General features: G+C 63.8%; 17 protein-coding genes. 7 read left to right on the top strand and 10 right to left on the bottom strand.

Annotated features, from left to right (window positions below; all coding sequences use genetic code 11):
* Positions 1 to 24: 24 nt before the first annotated feature.
* From QCE79_RS19970 to QCE79_RS19950, 5 genes are read right to left on the bottom strand one after another with little or no spacing between them, the layout of a single operon-like run.
* The gene (locus QCE79_RS19970) at positions 25 to 774 is read right to left on the bottom strand and encodes an SDR family oxidoreductase (RefSeq protein ID WP_309847244.1); all 750 of its coding nucleotides are present in this window, start codon (positions 772 to 774) and stop codon (positions 25 to 27) included.
* Between the two features lie 7 nt (positions 775 to 781).
* A complete protein-coding gene (locus QCE79_RS19965) occupies positions 782 to 1,762 on the bottom strand; it encodes a sugar-binding transcriptional regulator (RefSeq protein WP_244830810.1) in 981 nt (326 codons plus the stop codon).
* Between the two features lie 36 nt (positions 1,763 to 1,798).
* Complete coding sequence (locus tag QCE79_RS19960; RefSeq protein ID WP_284503485.1) at positions 1,799 to 2,644, bottom strand: carbohydrate ABC transporter permease; 846 nt, start codon at positions 2,642 to 2,644, stop codon at positions 1,799 to 1,801.
* A gap of 32 nt (positions 2,645 to 2,676) precedes the next feature.
* Complete coding sequence (locus QCE79_RS19955) at positions 2,677 to 3,594, bottom strand: sugar ABC transporter permease (RefSeq protein WP_309847240.1); 918 nt, start codon at positions 3,592 to 3,594, stop codon at positions 2,677 to 2,679.
* A 48-nt stretch (positions 3,595 to 3,642) separates the two neighbouring features.
* Positions 3,643 to 5,013, bottom strand: a complete 1,371-nt coding sequence (locus tag QCE79_RS19950) for a sugar ABC transporter substrate-binding protein (protein ID WP_309847237.1) — start codon at positions 5,011 to 5,013, stop codon at positions 3,643 to 3,645.
* A gap of 261 nt (positions 5,014 to 5,274) precedes the next feature.
* Between QCE79_RS19950 and QCE79_RS19945 the strand changes: the two genes are divergently transcribed.
* The 7 genes from QCE79_RS19945 (at position 5,275) to QCE79_RS19915 (ending at position 12,899) form a co-directional block, all read left to right on the top strand.
* Entirely contained in the window at positions 5,275 to 6,396 is a 1,122-nt protein-coding gene (locus QCE79_RS19945) for an ABC transporter ATP-binding protein (protein WP_250494562.1), read from the top strand.
* A gap of 120 nt (positions 6,397 to 6,516) precedes the next feature.
* On the top strand, positions 6,517 to 6,801 hold the full coding sequence (locus QCE79_RS19940; RefSeq protein WP_309847234.1) for a hypothetical protein: 285 nt from the start codon (positions 6,517 to 6,519) through the stop codon (positions 6,799 to 6,801).
* Positions 6,802 to 6,953: 152 nt separating this feature from the next.
* The gene (locus QCE79_RS19935; protein WP_244830818.1) at positions 6,954 to 7,463 is read left to right on the top strand and encodes a spore coat U domain-containing protein; all 510 of its coding nucleotides are present in this window, start codon (positions 6,954 to 6,956) and stop codon (positions 7,461 to 7,463) included.
* A 1-nt stretch (position 7,464) separates the two neighbouring features.
* Positions 7,465 to 8,259 carry a molecular chaperone gene (locus QCE79_RS19930; protein WP_309847230.1) on the top strand — a complete coding sequence of 265 codons (795 nt, stop codon included), beginning with the start codon at positions 7,465 to 7,467 and terminating at the stop codon, positions 8,257 to 8,259.
* Positions 8,260 to 8,308: 49 nt separating this feature from the next.
* Positions 8,309 to 10,738 carry a fimbria/pilus outer membrane usher protein gene (locus QCE79_RS19925; RefSeq protein WP_309847228.1) on the top strand — a complete coding sequence of 810 codons (2,430 nt, stop codon included), beginning with the start codon at positions 8,309 to 8,311 and terminating at the stop codon, positions 10,736 to 10,738.
* A complete protein-coding gene (locus QCE79_RS19920; RefSeq protein ID WP_309847225.1) occupies positions 10,735 to 11,706 on the top strand; it encodes a spore coat U domain-containing protein in 972 nt (323 codons plus the stop codon). The genes QCE79_RS19925 and QCE79_RS19920 overlap by 4 nt, the downstream gene beginning before the upstream one ends.
* A 293-nt stretch (positions 11,707 to 11,999) precedes the next feature.
* Positions 12,000 to 12,899 carry an EAL domain-containing protein gene (locus QCE79_RS19915; RefSeq protein WP_309847222.1) on the top strand — a complete coding sequence of 300 codons (900 nt, stop codon included), beginning with the start codon at positions 12,000 to 12,002 and terminating at the stop codon, positions 12,897 to 12,899.
* Between the two features lie 169 nt (positions 12,900 to 13,068).
* Here QCE79_RS19915 and QCE79_RS19910 read toward each other — a convergent pair whose 3' ends face one another.
* From QCE79_RS19910 to QCE79_RS19890, 5 genes are read right to left on the bottom strand one after another with little or no spacing between them, the layout of a single operon-like run.
* On the bottom strand, positions 13,069 to 14,451 hold the full coding sequence (locus QCE79_RS19910) for a sigma-54 dependent transcriptional regulator (RefSeq protein WP_309847220.1): 1,383 nt from the start codon (positions 14,449 to 14,451) through the stop codon (positions 13,069 to 13,071).
* A 5-nt stretch (positions 14,452 to 14,456) separates the two neighbouring features.
* On the bottom strand, positions 14,457 to 16,172 hold the full coding sequence (locus QCE79_RS19905; protein ID WP_309847218.1) for a TadG family pilus assembly protein: 1,716 nt from the start codon (positions 16,170 to 16,172) through the stop codon (positions 14,457 to 14,459).
* A gap of 7 nt (positions 16,173 to 16,179) precedes the next feature.
* On the bottom strand, positions 16,180 to 16,479 hold the full coding sequence (locus QCE79_RS19900) for a DUF3613 domain-containing protein (protein ID WP_244830825.1): 300 nt from the start codon (positions 16,477 to 16,479) through the stop codon (positions 16,180 to 16,182).
* Positions 16,480 to 16,505: 26 nt separating this feature from the next.
* Positions 16,506 to 17,288, bottom strand: coding sequence for a pilus assembly protein (locus QCE79_RS19895; protein WP_309847215.1), 783 nt, complete (start codon positions 17,286 to 17,288; stop codon positions 16,506 to 16,508).
* Positions 17,285 to 18,253 carry a type II secretion system F family protein gene (locus QCE79_RS19890; protein WP_404989406.1) on the bottom strand — a complete coding sequence of 323 codons (969 nt, stop codon included), beginning with the start codon at positions 18,251 to 18,253 and terminating at the stop codon, positions 17,285 to 17,287. Before QCE79_RS19890 ends, QCE79_RS19895 begins: the two co-directional genes overlap by 4 nt.
* Positions 18,254 to 18,272 lie beyond the last annotated feature (19 nt).

The following is an 18,272-nucleotide window of genomic DNA, read 5'->3' as shown; positions in this document are numbered from 1 at the left end:
CTTCCTTGAAATGTTTATTGTTGGCTAGCCCGCCTGAAAGCCGCCGTCGATGGCGAGGCTCACGCCGCTGACCATGCTGGAATCGTCGCTTAGCAGATAGGCGATGGAGCGCGCCACTTCCACGGGCTGCACGAAGCGGTTCAGCGGAATGCGCGCGAGCATCGGGCCGGATTTGACGGGGTCGCTCCAGGCTCGCTCGGCCATGGGCGTCATCGTCACGACAGGGTTCACGGCGTTGACGCGGATGCCGTGCGGTCCGAGTTCGACGGCCATCACGCGCGTCATTGCGTCGAGTCCGCCCTTGGACGCGCAATACGCCGCATGCAACGGCAAGCCGACGGTCGCCGACAAGCTCGACACGTTGACGATGGCCCCGCCCGCATTGCGCGCGATCATGCTCTTCGCGCACTCCTGCGCGACGATCATCGCGGCGCGCACGTTGACGTTCATGGTGAGATCGAACGCTTCGGCGGTCGTCTCGAGGAACGGCTGCAATTGCGCGATGCCCGCGCAGTTCACGAGCAGATCGACCGGTTGCGCGCCGCGCGCGGCTTCGCGGGTGGCATCGGCATTTGCGAGATCGACGGCAATGGTTTCGCAGCCGGTCTCTTCCTTGAGTTGCGCGAGATCGGCAGCGCTGCGGCTCAAGGCAACGACCCGCGCCCCGCGTTCGATCAGGAGATGCACGGTCGCGTGGCCGATGCCCTTGCCCGCGCCGGTGACGAGCACGGTCTTGCCTGCAAACTCGCGGTTACGGTCGATGGTGTCGGTCATGTTCTCTTCAAGGTTCGTCGCAGAGTCGCCGCGCCGTGTCTTCATCGGTCACGAGCACCGACGGATAGCGTCCGCGCAACGCCGCACGCGTGACATGAAACTTCTTCGCGCCGCCACTGACGAGAACCACGCGACGCAGCTTGCGCAAGTCTTCGAGCGTGATCGCAACGGTGCGGCGATTCAGCGGATGATCGATCAGCTCGCCGTCTTCATCCATGAAATGCCCGAGCATGTCGCCGACCGCGCCTGCTTTTTCGAGCGTGCGCAATTGCTCCGGATTGTCGATGCCATAGGTTACGACGAGGGATTCCGTCAGATCGCCGCAAGTCAACAGGGCGAGGTCGGAGTTGCGCGCGAGTTCGTAGGTCTCGCGCACGGTGCCTTCCTGCAGGATCACATCGCGCGCCTTCTGGCTGCTGACGTAGATGGGCGCGGCGAACAGATATCCGTCCGCGCGGCAGATATCCGCGAAGTCGGAAACGATGTCGAACGTGTTGATGCTCGGGCAATGCGAGAGGCCGCCTTGCAGCGACACCGCTGACACCGCGCCATAACTGCGTTGCGGCATGGCGCGCAGCACGGCGCGGATCGTGCGTCCCCAGCCAAGCCCGATAGTTTGCCCTGCAACGATCTGCCTCGAAAAGTAGCTCGCCGCGCCGATGCCGAGCGCCGCGTTGTTCGCTTCGGTGTTCGCACCGGTCGGCACGACCACCGCGCATTCAAGACCAAAGCGTTTGCTGAGCGCTTCTTCCAGCGCGACGCATGGCGCTATCTTGCTGTTGATGGTGATCTGCACGAGACCCGACTCGCGGCTTGCCGCGAGCAGGCGGTTCACGCGCACGCGGTTGCTGCCTATACGTTCCGCGATCTCCTGCTGCGTCAGGTTGCCGACGTAGTAGTGCCACGCGACGCGCGCCTGCAATTCCTCTTCCGAGTCGATGGATTCGTCGGTTTCGGCGAAGGCTAAGGGTGGTACTGTCTTGCTCATATCGAGTGTCTGGTCACAATGGAAGGCCGAAGGAGTCTACTTCACCGCGCCCATCGTGAGACCTTGCACCAGCCGCCCGGACACGAGCAGCGCGAAGACGACCATCGGCAGGACGATCAGCGTACCCGTGGCCATGATCTCGCCCCAGGGCAATTCGTAACCGCTCATGTAGCTCGTCGCGGCGACCGGCGATGTAATGGCATCGGTGCGTGTCAGCACGAGCGCATAGAGCAGATCGTTCCACGAGAAGATGAAAGCGAAGATGGCGGATACGACGATGCCCGGCATCGCGAGCGGCAAGTTGATGCGCCAGAACACGCGCCACGGCGACGCGCCATCGAGCCGCGCGGCCTCGTCGAGTTCCACGGGAATATTGCGGAACTGGTCGGTGCAGATCCATACGACAATCGGCAACGAGAACGTCAGATAAAGAAGAATCAGCACGATGTGCGTATCGACGAGATCGAGCTTGGTCGCAATCAGAAAGAACGGCACCGCGAGCACCACGGGGCTCACCATGCGATTCGAGATGAACCAGAACCACAGATCTTCCTTGCCACGAAATTCGAAGCGTGCGAGCGCATAGGCAGCGGGCGCGCCGAGCAGAATGGCAAGCACCGTCGTGCTGCTCGCGATGATGAGCGAGTTGAGCAGACTGCCCGCCACGTCATGCTCGAAAAGCGCCGCCGAATAGTGATGAAACGTGGGACTGAACAGCCACTTCGGCGGATACGCGAGCGCGTCGGACTGGCTCTTCAGGCTCGTCGTCACCATCCAGTAGAAGGGAAACACGGACGACAGAAAGACGATCGCCAGACCGAAAAAGTGCCATACGGTGGCGCGTTTGCGTGCGGCACGCGCACGCAGGGCACGCTTGGTCATGCCGCCATTCGCGGCTTGCAGGGTCGGAGAACTCACGCGGCCTCCCGGTACACGAAGCGGATATAAAGACGCGACAGCACGATAGTCAGGATCAAGAGAATGATGGCCTGAGCGGACGCCATGCCCTGATCGAAGAGACGAAAGCCCACGCGCTGGATATAGATGCTGATGAACTCCGTCGCGGTGCCGGGGCCGCCGCGCGTCATGGTGAAGACGGCATCGAACATCTTCAGCATGTCGGCCGAGCGCAGAATGAGGATGGCCGTCAAACCCGGCAGCAAATACGGTCGCTGCAAGTGCCAAAGAATCATGCTCCACTTCGGCGTTTCGAGGCGCGCCGCTTCCTCGGCTTCCTTCGGCACCATGGAAAGCCCGGCCAGCAGAATCAGCGCGCAAAACGGCGTCCACTGCCAGATATCCATGATCATCACGGAGACGAACGCCAGCGTCGGATCGGCAAGCCAGTCTTGCGGCGGAATGCCGAAGAGGCCCGCCAGATAGTTCGCCACGCCGAACTGCCGGTTGAAGATCAGGCGGCCGATCAGGCCCACGACCGCATAAGTTGTCGCCATTGGAATGACGAGGCTCACGCGAGCGGCGGCGCGCATCCATCGCAAGTCGATACGGTGCAGCATCAACGCCGCAAAGAGCCCGAGTGCGACCTCGATCGGCAAGGTAAGACAAAGGAACAACGCAGTGCGGCCGAGCGCGCCCCAGAACGAGGGATCGGTGAGCGTCGCCACGTAATTGTCGATGCCCACGAACGGCGTGCCCGACGCGAGATCGGCGAGCTTGTACTGATGAAACGAGTTATAGAGCGCCAGCAGCAGCGGGTAAATGCCGATGACCGCCAGCGCGAATATCGCCGGAATCAGGAACCAGAAGGCAGGCGTTCGCGGCACCACGCCAAAGTAACGCGTCCGCTTTCCGAGCCTTGGAGAAGTTGCCACGCCTGCCATTCGATCGCCTCCGGTTCCTGATGTTTAGCGTTCAGCCGATTACTTGAGCAAAGGCTTCTTGCCGTCGTAATAGCCGGCTTTCTTCAGGATGTCCTCGGTCTTCTGACCGATGGTCTGCGCGCCATCCTTCACCGTCACCTGACCGAGCATGATCTTGCTGCCCCATTCGCCGATGACTTCCGACACCGCCGGCCATTCGGGGAAACGCGGACGATAATCCGGCACGCCGCCTTGCCACGATTCGACCATCGGCTTCACGAACGGATACTTGTCCTGCACCGCCTTGTCCTGATAGACCGCCGTGCGTGCCGGCACGCCGCCCGCCTCGAGATAAGGCTTCGCCATGGCCTCGGACGTGATCCATTGGATGAAGAGCCACGATGCCGCTTGCTTCTTCGCGCTGGCCTTTGCATTCACGGCAAGCGAGAAGCCGCCGAGCGCGGGCTTGAGTCCCGCCGGCCCCTTCGGTTCGGTGGTGATCGCAAGACAGTTGCCGAGCTTCGACTTGCTCGGGTCGGTGAGCGTCGGATAGAAAGCGGACCATTCGGTGATCATCGCGACCTGCCCTTGCGCAAGCGCGTTGACGGCTTCGGCGTGATCGAAATCGACGATACCCGGCGGCATGTACTTCATCAGCTTTTGCCGGTATTCGAGGCCCGCTTGCGATTGCGGCGACATCAGGTTCGACTTGAACTTAGCATCGAGAAGCGATCCGCCATTGGGCCACAACACGCGCATGAAGCTATCCGCCGATTGCGTCTCGCCGCGCCGCGACTGCAACGCGAAAGCGAACTTGTCGCCCTTCGTGAGCTTCGGCGCGTAGGTTGTCAGCAACTCGTCCCAGGTCTTCGGCGGCTCGTCGAAACCCGCGTCCTTCAGCATGCACTTGTTGTAGAACATGAGGCCCGAGTAATTATCGAACGGCAGGCCATACGTGACCTTGTCCCATGTGCCGAACGAGTCGAGCAGAATCGGGAAAAAGCCCTTCAGATTGAGATTCGGGTCCGCGAGCTTGGGATCGTCCGTGAACTTCTTGATGGGCACGAGCCACTTGTTGCTCGCGAATTCGCCGATCCAAACCACGTCCACGAGCACGATGTCCTGATCGCCGCCGCCCACGAAGTTGAGCACTTCCTTCTCACGCGTGTTCTCGTACGGAATCACTTCCCAGCGCACCTTGATGCCCGTTTCTTTCTCGAACTGCGGTATCAGGGTTTGTGCTGCCTTGTAACCGGGACGATCCAGAAAGATGGCCTTGATGGTGGTGCCAGAATACGGCTCCGCGGCTTCCTTGAGCGTCCACGCCTGTGCGTTCGATGCGGCGAAAGCCGCGCTGGCCGCAAGTAGCGCGACAGCCGCTACGTGCTTGACGGGACCAAGTTGTCTCACCTGGTTGAAGCGCTTCTTCATGCCTGTCTCCTTTGATTTTTTTAGAGCAGTGATGGCTTGCGGATTCGTTCGTAGCGTCTTTCGGTTCCTGCGAGTGCGAAGGGAAACGGGTGGAAAACACGGCGTATGCGGCGAAGACCGTCTGTGTCGTTTCACTTGTAATTTCCGTTTTACAATTGTATATTTTGGCCCGAACAGGTTGTCAAGAACTAAATCGACGAAGCCATTCGATGCTGCGCTGCGATGAACATACTCGTGGCTCGGCCATAGACGGAGACAGGCATGAGCGCCGTTCATCTACAGCAGATCCGCAAGTCCTTTGCAGGCACCGATGTGCTCAAGGGCGTCGACATTCAGGTGAAGGACCGCGAGTTCATGGTCTTCGTCGGACCATCGGGATGTGGCAAGTCCACCTTGCTGCGAAGCATCGCCGGGCTCGAACGCAGCGATTCAGGGCAAATACTGATAGGCGGTGAAGACGTCACCGAACTCGAACCATCGCAGCGTGGCGTGGCGATGGTGTTTCAGTCGTATGCGCTCTATCCGCACATGACGGTGTACGAGAACATCGCGTTCGGACTGCGCATGCTGAAGCTGCCCGAAGCGCAGATCAAGGAACGCGTGCAGCGCGCAGCCGAGATCCTGCAGATCGGTCAACTGCTCGAACGCCGGCCGCGCGCGTTGTCGGGCGGACAGCGTCAGCGCGTTGCCATCGGGCGATCGATCGTGCGCGAACCGCAAGTGTTTCTCTTCGACGAACCGCTCTCGAATCTCGATGCCGCCTTGCGCGTGCAGATGCGCCTCGAACTCATCAAGCTGCACAAGCAACTCAACGCGACGATGATCTACGTCACGCACGATCAGACCGAAGCGATGACCATGGCAGATCGAATCGTCGTGCTGAATCATGGGCGCGTGGAGCAGATCGGCACGCCGCTGGAGCTTTATCGCACGCCGCATAATCGCTTCGTCGCAGGCTTCATCGGCTCGCCGAAGATGAACTTCATGGACGTGCGCGTGCAACGTGTCGATGCCGCCGGCGTCAGCATCGAACTGCCCGGTGGCGAGGCGCTCACGCTGCCCTTCAAGGCTTCGTCGGTGAAGGCGGGCGAGACGCTCACGCTCGGCATTCGCCCGGAACATTTCGTCGAGGAATGCGGCGGCGATATCGATAGCGGTCTTGCCGGCGAAGTGATGGTGATCGAGCATCTCGGTGGCGAGACGCTCTTGCATCTGCGATTGCCGAACGACCTCGTGATTCAAGTAAAGGGCTCGGGCGAGTCCACTGCGTTCGAAGGACAACGCCTGAACGCGGGCTTCAGCATTCGCCATGTGCATCTGTTCAACCAGGACGGCAGTGCGCTCGAACGTCTTCGGCCCGTGACGGAGACTGCTGCCGCTTGAGGCTGGGTCGCTCGATCAAGTTTCCTCAGCGGATGCCGTAAACGAAAAGAGGCGCCGAAGTAGCGGCGCTCGCGGCCGCGCCGTCGGCTGCATCCGTCACCGCTGTTCATCGTGAAACTCATGGCATCCAGCATCCGTTCGCTGACGGCATGGTCCGTCGTGGTGACGTTCGCGCTCAGCGCGGCACCTTCCGCTTTCGCAGGCACCGGCAACGCAGAGTTGCCCGTGACGCTGACCGTCTACGATATCTGCACGCTCGATACGGGCGCCACGCAGCCGAGCGTGGCCTGTTCCGCAGGCGGCCAGTACCGCATCCTCGCGGGCGAATATTTCGCGGACGTCCGCATCGCCGATATCAAGGCCGCGCAACGACCGCCAATGCCGGTCGTCGAGATTGCGTTCTGAAACCTCGAAGCCATGGCGATGCATTGTTACAATCGCTTACGCTTTAACGTCTGAGGAATGCACATAATCAGGGCGTCACGACGCGCCAAAAATCTGAGAGAGCAGCGCAAACGTTTGGCGCGCGGAAGACACTTCCAGAGAAGAGGTGAACAATGCGTCGCCGTAACCTTGCCGTTTCCGTGCTTTGCATCGCGTTGGCATCGGGGCCGCTCGTTCCGTTCGGAGCGAATGCAGCCACGCGAACCACTACCTTCACCGTATCCCTCACGCTGCAGAACGATTGCCAGATCGCGGCCAATCCGCTCAATTTCGGCAACTCGGGTGTTATCGCGGCGAACATCGATCAGACCACCACGTTGAGCGTCACCTGCTCGAACGGCGCGTCGTATAACGTCGGGCTGGATGCGGGCTCGGTGTCGGGTTCCACGGTGCCGAACCGGCTGCTCGCGGGCACGGGCACGCCTCTGCCGACGGTCGCCTATCAGCTCTATCGCGATGCCGCGCGCACGCTCGTCTGGGGCCAGACGGTCGGCACCGACACGGTCTCCGGCACCGGCACGGGCGCGGCGCAGACGGTCACGGTCTATGGCCGCGTCGCGCCGCAGACCACGCCGGCCGCGGGCACGTATTCATCCGTCGTCACGGCTACCGTCACGTTCTAGCATGCGCTCATCGCAGTGTTACCGGGCCGCGCGGCCCGGCAGGCGGGCGCTCGCGTGTGCGCTGGCGGGCTTCTCGTGGTGGTGCCTTCTGTACGCGGCGAACGTATCGGCGGCGGCCTTGCAAGTGTCGCCGATCCGGCTCGATCTCTCCGCCGAAAGGCCCGCCGCCGCGCTCACGCTGCATAACGACGGCAGTGCGCCGCTCAATGCTCAGGTACGCGTGTTCGCATGGACCCAGTCGCTCGACGAAGACCATCTGGAGCGCACGGCCGCCATCGTCGCGAGTCCGCCGATCGTGCAGATCGCGCCGAACGGCGATCAGACCATCCGCATTCTGCGAGTGGGAAGCGAGCCGCTTGCGCGCGAGGAGACGTATCGTCTGCTGATCGATGAAATTCCGAACGGACAGAGCGCACAGAACACGGGCGTGCGCATGCAGTTGCGCTACTCGGTGCCGGTCTTCGTGGGCGCGGACGAAGCGCGCTTGCCCGCGTTGAAGTTCGCGCTGGAACGCAAGAGCCAGGCAAGCAACGAAGCCGACGTCATGCTGCGCGTGTCGAACGGCACACAAACGCATGCGCAACTGAGCCGCGTTCATCTTGACTGGTCCGATGGTCAGAGCACGCAAGTCTCGGCGGGACTGCTCGGCTATGCGTTGCCCGGCGCCGCGCGCCGCTGGCCCGTGCAGGGCGCGCCTGCGAATGGCACGTGGGCGACCTTGCACGCCGTCGTCAACGGCGAGCCCGTGACCATGCGTGTGAACGTCGAGCCGGGACCGCCGGGCTCCGACCGCTAGGCCGTGGATGCCATCGCCGCGCCCGCGTGCGAGCCGGTCACGCGCTCATGTGCTTCGTCTCGTGCCGATCATCGTGTGGTCCGCCATGCCCGCGTGGTCGCACGCGAACGACTCGACACCGGCAATAGCGCCCATGCAGATGCAAGGCGCCCTTCCCCATGAACGCGGCGACCTGTATCTCGAAGTGTCGATCAACGGAACATCGACGCAAAAGATCGCGCAATTCTTCGTGACCGACGAGATGATCTACACGACGCCCGGCGAATTGCGCGAACTCGGCTTGCGCACCGACGACCTGCAAGCGCAAGCGAACGGCCGCATCGCGCTGGGTGTCGTGCCGGGCCTGCATTATCGATACTTCGAGCAACAGCAACGCATCGACCTCGAAGCCGCCGATGCGCGCCGCGTGCCTTCCGCGCTTTCCAACATTCCGGCACGCGCGCCGGTGGCCGCAACCGGCACGGGCCTCGTCATCAACTACGAAGCGAGCGTGCAGACCAACTCGCCGGCGCAATACGGCTTCTATGGCGAGGAACGTTTCTTCTATCCGGGCGGCCTCTTCGACAACACCGGCACGGCGTACTGGTATGCGGACAGCCGCCGCTACGTGCGGCTCGATACGTCGTGGAGCCATTCGGACACCGCTTCACTCATGACCACGCGCATCGGCGACACGATTTCCTCATCGCTCACATGGACGCGCCCGGTGCGCATGGGGGGCGCGCAACTATCGCGCGATTTCGGCTTGCGGCCCGATCTCGTCACGTATCCCGTGCCCGCGCTCGGCGGTTCGGCCGCCGTGCCGAGCGCCGTCGATCTCTACGTCAACAATGTGCGCCAGTTCAGCGGCGCGGCGCCCTCGGGACCGTTCGTCATCAATGCGGTGCCGGCCATCAACGGCGCGGGCGAAGCGGTGATCGTGAGCCGCGATGTGCTCGGCCGCAGCGTGATGACGACGGTGCCGCTCTATATCGACGCGCGTCTGCTCGCAAGCGGCCTCACGGACTTCTCCGTCGAAGCGGGCTTCGTGCGCCGCGCATATGCGCTGCGCTCGTTCGACTATGCGGGCGACCCGTCGGCATCGGCGTCGATCAGGCGCGGTTTAAGCGATACCATCACGCTCGAAGCACACGGCGAAGCCACGCGCGGCGTCTACAACGCGGGCGCCGGCGTATTGTTCGGCATCGGACAAGCGGGCGTCTTCAATGTGTCGCTGGCGGGCAGCGCGGGCAACGGCGGCTCGAATCCCGCGCCCCTTTATACCTATCCGGCAAGCTTCTACAACGGCTTCGATAGCAGTTTGCCGCCTTATGTTCCGCAAGCGCCGCATGGCGGCAGCGGAATGCAGGTTTCGGTGGGATGGCAATGGCGCACGCCCGCGCTTTCCGTCGATCTGCAAGCGCAGAAAGCGACGCCTCACTACAGCGATCTGGCGTCCGCCGAAGGCACGCCCGTGCCGCGTTCGACGTATCGCGCGACGCTTGCCGCGCCCGTGCGCGTGCTGGGTTCTTCGAGCACGGCAAGCGCGAGTTACGTGGGTCTTGCCGATCCCTACTACGGCGACTCGCGCATCGGTTCGCTGGCGTACACGGTGACGTTGCCGCGCGGCACGTCGCTATCGGCGAGCGTGTATCACGACTTCGGCGACACGCGTAACACCGGCGTCTTCGTGGCGCTCGCCTTCGCGCTCGGCGGCGCCCTCAACGCGAGCGTCGATGCAGGCAGCGATCACGGCAAACCGCTCTTCGGCGCATCGGTGACGAAGACGGCCGACTACGGCGGCGGCTTTGGCTGGCAAGCGCAGACGGCGCATCAGAACGGCGTGCAGCAGTCGCTTGCGCAAGGCGCGTATCGCACTCGCTATGGCGACTTGCTCGGCACCGTGGCGAGCGTGCAGTCGCGCGTGTATGGCGAGCTGGACGCATCGGGCTCCATCGTGATGATGGAAGGCGATGTGCTCGCGGGCCGCCGTATCGACGACGCCTTCGCGCTCGTCTCCACCGATGGCGTAGCGAACGTGCCCGTGCTGCACGAGAACCGCGAGATCGGCAAGACCAATGGCGCGGGGCATTTGCTGGTGCCGGATCTGATTGCGTATCAGGCGAATCATCTCGGCATCGACCCGCTCGATCTTCCCGCCAATACCTCCATCGCCACCATGCAGCTCAATCTCGCGCCGCAATCGCGGGCGGGCGTCGTCGCGCGTTTTCCGTTACGGGGTTTCAGCGGCGCACAACTGCAGCTCGTCGATGCCGCAAGCGCTCCCTTGCCGCCGGGCACGACGCTTACGCACCGCGAGACCGGCAAGCGTTACGTCGTCGGCTACGACGGACTCGCCTTTATCGACGATCTCGCCGCGACCAATACGCTCGACGCCACGTCATCCGGCACGCCCTGCGAAGCGCACGTTGCCTTCACGGCGCAAGCACACGCCTTACCGACGCTCGGCCCATTCACCTGCAAGAGCGCGTTGCCATGAAGCGCGCATGGTTCTTGGCTATCGCGCTGTTCGTCTTCATGACGACGCCGGTGCGTGCGCAAGTGTGCACGGCGTCGATATCGAGCATCAACTTCGGATCGATCGCGCCCGCGACGGATTCGTCCGCGAACGTCTCGGGCTCGGTGACGGTGTCTTGCACGGGCTTCGTGCTGACCTTGCCGGTGCGGGCGTGCATCAGCATCGGGACGGGCAGCGCAGGCGCGTCCTACACGCCGCGCCTGGCGGCCAACGGCGCCAGCACGCTGCAATACAACCTCTATGCCGATTCGACCGGCGGCACGATCTGGGGCTCGCGGCGCTCCGCGAGTTACGGCGCGGTGGCGCTCGACATACCGCTTACCCTCGCGCTCGGCACGGCATCCGGCAGCCGTACCTTGCCGTTTTATGGACGCATCGCGGCGGGTCAGAGCACGCTCGTCGCGGGAACGTATCTATCGACATTCTCGGGCGCGACGCAGGCCGAAATGACGTATCAGCAATACGTCGTCTCGCCGCCCAACTGCTCGACCGTGACCGCCAATTCGAACGCCCTTTCCTTTACCGTAAGCGCGACCGTCATCAACGATTGCACGCTTGCCGCGACCAACATCAATTTCGGCACGGCCGGACTACTCGATGGCGCCTTGACGGCAACGGGCACACTGAGCGTGGCATGCACCAGCAACGACCCTTACTCGATAACGTTATCGGCCGGCGGCGGCAGCGGCGCAAGCGTCGCGGACCGGCGCATGACGCGCGGCGGCGGCAGCGAACAGGTGCGATATCAGCTCTATCAGAACGCGGCTTACTCGACTCCGTGGGGCGATGGCACGAATTCCGCGCCGGCTCTTGCAGGCACCGGCACCGGTTCGAGTCAGGCGATCACGGTCTATGCGCGCGTGCTCCCGCAAGCCACACCCACCGCCGGAACTTATAGCGATACCATCCTTGCGACCATCACTTACTGAGCCGCGAACGTGCGCTCTCCACTAGTCAGCATTGCAAAAGTTATTACACACAGGCTCGAAACTACAAGGCGCCGTGCACGGTGACGACGCATGCGGGCGTAACGCTTGCCTCGACGTAACGTTACCTTTGACCGATACGCTCTTCCCGATGCTTCCGAGGATCGCTTAACACCGGCAAAAATTCGGGTTTTCCCTTTCTGAAGTCCGCATCCGAACGCCGAACCGCCGCGTATATCCAAACTGGCACGACTCCTGCAAACCTTCTCTTGAACACTAAGGGAGGGCGGCAAAGCATGAGTACAACGACATCCCGCTCGCAGGTCGAGAACGTCGTGCGCGACTCCGGTCAGGCATTGAGGCGTCGCGTACTTCAGGGTCTCGCGGCTGGCGAGTTTTGTATCGCCTATCAGGGAATCTACCGAGTCGACAGCGGCGAGCTCGCGCGCATGGAAGCGCTCATCCGCTGGCGTCATCCAGACTACGGCGTGCTCTTGCCTGGCGCGTTCTGCGAGGCGTTGCAGGACCCGGACGTCATGGTGAAGATCACCTGGTTCGTCATGGATGCCGTCGCAGGCGATATCGCCGCGTGGCTCGCGCGCGGCGGCAAGCGTTATCCCGTCGCGGTCAACGTGCCGCCTTCGGTCGCCGCCATGCCGGGCTTCGCAAAACGCATGGAAGCGATCTGCGTGGCGCATGGCATCGCGTCGAGCTATATCGAACTCGAACTCTCGGAAAGCGAGGATCTTGCGCTCTTTCCGTCGATTCAACAGGTCGTCCAGCGCTTCCGTAATAAAGGCGTCAACATTGCGATGGATGATTTCGGTACCGGCTACGCGTGCCTCGCCGCGCTCGGGCCGATCGACTTCGGCACCGTGAAGATCGCCAAGGAGCTGCTCGCGGAAGCGCCGCGCTGCCCGAATGCGTGCATGGTGTTTTCCTCGGTGCTCGCGCTGCTCACGCGGCTCAAGGTATCGATCGTCGTCGAAGGCGTGGAGACGCCCGCGCAGGCGCAATGGCTCGCGCAGTGGCCGCATGTGCTCGCGCAAGGCTTCCTGCTCGCGCGGCCCACGTTTGGCATGGACAACGTGCCGGGCGTCGATGCTCACGCGGACATGCAAGGCATGCAGGGAGCCCTTGCAATCACGCGGCAGACCAGCCGGCGCTCGGCGATGCGTATCGCGGACGCGGCATGAAGGCGCGCACCGCCTGTATGGAAGGTTGAAAGGACATAAGGCCGGACCCGCTGATTTTATCCGGCCGCCCAGAGCTTCTGGCAGCCCTCGAAACGCCAGAACTTCGCCGACGTAGGCATGCGTCGGCGTTTTTTTTTGGACGCCCGGAATCGATACCCGAGCGCGGCACTCAGAGCGGGCGCGTCTCCGGTTCCTCATCGAAGATCTGGAACTTGCGCATCTTCTCCCACAGCACCTTGCGGCTGATGCCCAGATGCAACGCCGTATCCTGCCGGCGCCAGCCGTTCGCTTCGAGCGCGGCGATCACGCGGTTTCGTTCGTTCATGTCCCACTTGCTGCGGTCGACGAGCAGCTCAGTGGCGTTATCCACGGGTTGCGCATTGCGCGCGAGCACGAGGAGCCGCTTGACGCGCCCTTCGTCCCACGAGCCGAGTTGCCGCACCGTCACACCCACGCGCTCCGCCAGATTGCGCAACTCGCGCACGTTGCCGGGAAAATAGACATCGGCGACGGCGTCCGCCAGCCAGTACGGTAACTCGGGCAAGGACTCGAGCTTCTCCTTGCCCACCACTTCGTTGATGAACGACTTGAAGAGCGCAATCTTGTCGGCCGCGCCGCGTTCTTCCAGCGTCGGAATCTTGAGTTCGATGACCGCGAGCCGGTAATAGAGGTCCGCGCGAAACGTGCCGTCCTTCACGAGCTGCGGCAGGCTCTTGTTGCTCGCCGCGATAAGCCGGAATTCGAGCCGCACGGGCGTCGCGGAACCGAGCCGCGTGACCGCCTGATCTTCCAGCACGCGCAGCAGCTTGACTTGCTGATAGAGCGGCAAATCGCCGATTTCATCGAGAAAAAGCGTGCCGCCGTTGGCCTGCTCGAAGTAGCCTTTATGCGCGAGCACGGCGCCCGTGAACGATCCCTTCGCATGCCCGAAGAACAGCGACTCGAAGAGACCATCGGGAATCGCGCCGCAGTTCACCGGCACGAACGGACCTTCGCCATAGCGGCGATGCTTCTCGTGCAGCAATTGCGCAATGCGCTCCTTGCCGACGCCGGTCTCGCCGTGCAAAAGCACGGGCGTATCGCAATCGGCGAAGGTATCGACTTCGTGCAAGAGCGCCTGCATGCATTCGGCATGCGCGATCAACGCATGCGACGCCTGCGCTTCCTCGCCATGCGCGCGCAATTGCTGTGCGAGTTTCGAGACCATCGCGCGCAATTCGGCGCCGGTGAAATCGAGCGGCAGGATGTGCGAATAATCGGCGGGAAACATGGACGGATCGCGTTCGCGCGGCACCGCGCCGACCCAGACCACGGGCATCGAATGACGCGCTTCCCAGTCGCGCAGCACGAACGCGCCGCTGTCTATCACGCTTACGCTGATGATCGCGATCGCCGGGCGCGACGAATCGCGCGGCGCGCTGATGGACGTGCCGTCCGCGCGCAATACATCCACTTCGTGACTGGACATGCAGCGCACCACGCGCTCGACGATGTCGGACTTGCCCTCCCACACGTGGATGTCGAGGCCATCGATTTTGGTGATCTGTCTCATGTCGTTCAGTACGCCAGTTGCGATTCGCCGCAGGTAAGCGACAAGTCGTGAATCGTGCTCGTGCCGATCTGCGCGCCGAGGAGTTGCAGGACGGGGACGAGAACCTGGTCCAGTCCGGCGAGTATCGTGGTCAATGCGGGCGTGAGCAGGGCAAGCAGCAGCGGTGCGATGCTATTGAGCAGCGCGGACGGAAGCAGCGGCGACGCGAGTATCAAACCGCCAGGCGCCGAGAGACTCGTGTTGAGCGAGGACAACGCGTTGGCGAGCGTCTTCCCTGGCAGCGATGCAAGTGTCTGATAGTCGTCGCTGTTGCCGCTCTGGCCATCGAACGTGAGCGTGCCCGATGCCGAAGGCACGGAGCCGGTGGTCACCTTGGCGGTGACCGTCAGCAGTCCGAGCACGTTGACGAGCGTCGCCGGTTGCGAGCAGGCGGCGGTGCCCGCGGGGGTGTCGCCGACACACACGTTCGCCACCGTGCTGTTGACGCCGATGACCGAGCGCCGCGCGAGCGGCGGCCCCTTGCATTGCGTCGACGCAAGGTACGCGGAGCCCGCCACGGCCTCCACGACCACGGGCAGATGCACGGTCGGCGCGATGTTGCCGAAGAGCGGACCGAGCACGAGCGACAGCGTGCCGACCGTGACATCGAGCGATGCGCGCACTTGCGCGGTCTGCGCCTGCGTGCGCCAGTTGCCGTTGGCATCCTGGCCCGCTTCGCCGATGGCGAGCACCGGCGGCTGAATGACCTGCACGGTCAGCCCGGCGGAAATCCCGAGCAGATTCAACCCGCCCGCCACGTTCACCGCCGACTTCCCGGCCTGCGCGATCTCGGCCATGACGAAGAGCGCGTCCAACGGGCTGATGGTCGCGTTGAGCGCGGATTGCGTGTTGGCGAGCGCCACCGAAAGCAGCCCCGGCGCCGTCGATGTCTTGCCGAGCGAGATCGTCTGATTGCCCGGGATATTGGCGCTCGCGATGGTCTGCATCGCGCCGAGCGCCGTCGAGAGATTGGCGTTGGCCACGCTCGTCGTTTGCAGCGCGTTCACCATCAGGCGCGCGATCTGCGCGGCCGTGAGACTCGTGGCGAGCAGTTGATCGACCGTGCCCACGCCCGCCGCCGTCACCAGATCGGCGATTTTCACGCGGGTATCGGCGAGTCCCTGATACGACGCGAGCGAGAGATTGAGGCTCGTGCCGAGCAGCGCGTTGAGCAGGCCGTTGATCGGTCCCGGGCCGATGCTCGCGAGCGTCGTGCCGATGCTGAACGCGCCGATATCCGTGACCTTGGCGACGGCCGTCGCCGTCACCGTGCGTGCCGGCCCCACGAAGAAGTACGGCACGGTGCGCGTCGCGACGACTTTCACCGCGTTGATCGGCGTGCCGCCCGCCGCGAAGTAGTCGGGCGCGGAGTTCGCTTGCGTGTCCCAGCGGCCGCACGCGGTCGTCATGCCGTTGCCCGGCGCGGTGGCATCGAAGCCGTTGACCGCCGCGCTGCCCGTCGCGGCGGCGGTGGCGCGCGTGCACGCGGCATCGGCGACTTGCGAGCCTGCGGTTGCCGCTAGATCGGCCGCGCTTTGCAGGCTGCGGCGCGCGAAAAAGAAATTGCCGACGTCGATCGCGCCGAGCGCCGCCACCGCCACGATCAGCCAGATGGCCGCGAGCGTGCCCGCCACGCCGCGTTGCGCGCGCCGCGCTGGTCGATGGCGAAAAGGCCGTGTCATGGGTCGGTCAGTCCGCGTCGTGATAGTTGACATCGAGCGCCGGCCGTCCCGCCTGTTCCAGCGACGAGCCGTAGCGCTCGGGAATAGCCGTCTCGAACGACTTCATGTAGCGCGCGTAGGCAAGACTCGCTTGCGCGCCGGGCATCGGGCGCGCGGGACCGGCTGCGGCATTGCTCGACTGCAACGTGAGCCAGGCTTCGGTTGCGTGACCGACTTCGCTTGCTGCCGGTGCGCCTTCCTCGGCCCGCGCTGCGGATACGAGCGCCATCGCGCTCAACCAGATCGCTGCCATTGACGATGCTTTCATCGACTGCTTCCTCGCTCGATTCGATTTCAACGTGACGCGATACGGCTACCGCCGCCTTCGTCCTGCACTTGCGCGCGATACGTGCGCGCCGCCTGCTGCACGCGCTTTGCATCGCCCTGAATGGCCTGCTGCACGTCCGGCGTGAACTTCTGTTGCGTCATCAATCCCTGCGCATTTGCGGCCTGCCCGCTCGAAAGCAGAAAGAGCGCGACGTTGCTCATGATCTTCGCGTTGTCCGGCGCGAGTTCGGCGGCCTTCATCAATGGCACGCGCGCGCCCGCTATGTCGCCTTCGCGCAGCTTCGCGTACCCCAGGTCGGACAGCGTCGCGGCATCGGTCGGCGCGCGCTGCGCGGCGGCTTCGAAGCGCGTTGCCGCCAGCCGGAAGTCGCCCGCCTGGCCGGCCAGCAAACCCAGTCCATGCAGACCGCGCGCCGCGAACGGGGTATCGGCGAGACGCGCATAAGCTGCTTCGGCGGGCTGTGTCTGGCCGGTCTGACGCAGCGCATCGGCGCGCAAGAGAATGGTGTCGGGCGACTCGCCATACTGCTGCTCGTAAGCTTCGATATGCGCGAGCGACGCGAAGTACAACCCTTGCGACTGCATCCGGTCGATGAGCGCCAGATACATGCCGGGCGTGTCGGGCGCGGCATCGCGATGCATCGCCTGATCGAGCGCGGTCTGACGTTCGGCCTGAATGCCGACGCCGTAGCCGCTTTCCATCTTGCTCGCGCATCCGCCTAACAGCATGCATGCGCCGATAGCGGCAAGCGTGACGAGTCGCGTCCGGTTGATTGAAGATTGCGTCATCGATGAAGCCCCGAAAGCGAATGCAATACCGCGAGAAACCCCGGCCCCGCGGTGACGATGAGCAGCGCAGGCAACAGCGTCAGCACCATCACGCCCGTCATCTTCACGGTGACTTTGCCGATGCGCTCACGCAGCGCCGCACGCCGCGCCTCGCGCAGACGGTCGCCGAACTGCCTGAGCGGCTCCTGCACCGCGCCGCCGTATTTCTCCACCTGAATCACGAGCCGCACGACCGCCGCGAGGTCTTCGTTCTCGTAGCTGCTGGAAAGGCGCTTGAGCGACTGCTCGCGCGTGCGGCCCGTCGCAAACTGCGCCTGCGCCGCCGCCAGTTCCTTCGACAAGATCGGCAGCACCGTTTTGAAGTCGTGGATCATCACTTGCAGGCTCTGATCCAGCGATAACCCCACGCCCTGCAACAACCGCAACAGATCGACGAACATCGGCAGCTCGTTGCCGACCGCACGCTGACGCGCGTTCGCCCGGCTCTGCACGAACCACTTCGGCGCCATGAAGCCGCCCGACAGCGCGACGAACAGCAGCAGCATGAAACGCGCGCCGTGCGGCGTGCCACGCGCGAGCAACATCAGCGCGACCGGCGCGAGCGCCGCGCCCGCGATGCGCGCCAGCATGAAAGCGCCGCGAGCGCGCGCGTCGAGATAGCCGCAGCGATCGAGCAGGCGGCGGTCTTCGTCGGCCACGGCGATGCGCCCGAACGAGGTATCGAGCCACGCGATGCTCGCGCGACCGATGGCGGCGAACAGGCCCGTCGGCGGCGCTTCGCTGCGCGCGGGCCCGCTATCCGTCGATACCGGCGCGCCTGCCGCGACACGTTGCGTGAGCGCACCTTCCAGCGTGCGCGCCGAGCGTTGCATGCGCGCGTAGCGGCTCAACGCGAGCGCGCCGATCAGGGCGGCGGCGCATGCGAGCGCGAGCACGGCGAACGCGGCCACGAGGTTGGGCGTCAGATGCATCGCGTCCTCTTAA

The sequence above is a fragment of the Caballeronia sp. LZ003 genome (assembly GCF_031451465.1).
Taxonomy (GTDB): domain Bacteria; phylum Pseudomonadota; class Gammaproteobacteria; order Burkholderiales; family Burkholderiaceae; genus Caballeronia.
The sequence above is the reverse complement of the archived record's forward strand: the minus strand, read 5'-3'. Positions and strand labels throughout refer to the sequence as shown.

Bases quoted from the DNA above. Each gene is read 5' to 3' on its own strand.
- QCE79_RS19910 (WP_309847220.1), bottom strand. From the start codon at position 14,451: ATGAGACAGATCACCAAAATCGATGGCCTCGACATCCACGTGTGGGAG.
- QCE79_RS19895 (WP_309847215.1), bottom strand. From the start codon at position 17,288: ATGACGCAATCTTCAATCAACCGGACGCGACTCGTCACGCTTGCCGCT.
- QCE79_RS19970 (WP_309847244.1), bottom strand. From the start codon at position 774: ATGACCGACACCATCGACCGTAACCGCGAGTTTGCAGGCAAGACCGTG.
- QCE79_RS19920 (WP_309847225.1), top strand. From the start codon at position 10,735: ATGAAGCGCGCATGGTTCTTGGCTATCGCGCTGTTCGTCTTCATGACG.
- QCE79_RS19900 (WP_244830825.1), bottom strand. From the start codon at position 16,479: ATGAAAGCATCGTCAATGGCAGCGATCTGGTTGAGCGCGATGGCGCTC.
- QCE79_RS19965 (WP_244830810.1), bottom strand. From the start codon at position 1,762: ATGAGCAAGACAGTACCACCCTTAGCCTTCGCCGAAACCGACGAATCC.
- QCE79_RS19950 (WP_309847237.1), bottom strand. From the start codon at position 5,013: ATGAAGAAGCGCTTCAACCAGGTGAGACAACTTGGTCCCGTCAAGCAC.
- QCE79_RS19905 (WP_309847218.1), bottom strand. From the start codon at position 16,172: ATGACACGGCCTTTTCGCCATCGACCAGCGCGGCGCGCGCAACGCGGC.
- QCE79_RS19940 (WP_309847234.1), top strand. From the start codon at position 6,517: ATGGCATCCAGCATCCGTTCGCTGACGGCATGGTCCGTCGTGGTGACG.
- QCE79_RS19930 (WP_309847230.1), top strand. From the start codon at position 7,465: ATGCGCTCATCGCAGTGTTACCGGGCCGCGCGGCCCGGCAGGCGGGCG.
- QCE79_RS19935 (WP_244830818.1), top strand. From the start codon at position 6,954: ATGCGTCGCCGTAACCTTGCCGTTTCCGTGCTTTGCATCGCGTTGGCA.
- QCE79_RS19960 (WP_284503485.1), bottom strand. From the start codon at position 2,644: ATGACCAAGCGTGCCCTGCGTGCGCGTGCCGCACGCAAACGCGCCACC.
- QCE79_RS19915 (WP_309847222.1), top strand. From the start codon at position 12,000: ATGAGTACAACGACATCCCGCTCGCAGGTCGAGAACGTCGTGCGCGAC.
- QCE79_RS19945 (WP_250494562.1), top strand. From the start codon at position 5,275: ATGAGCGCCGTTCATCTACAGCAGATCCGCAAGTCCTTTGCAGGCACC.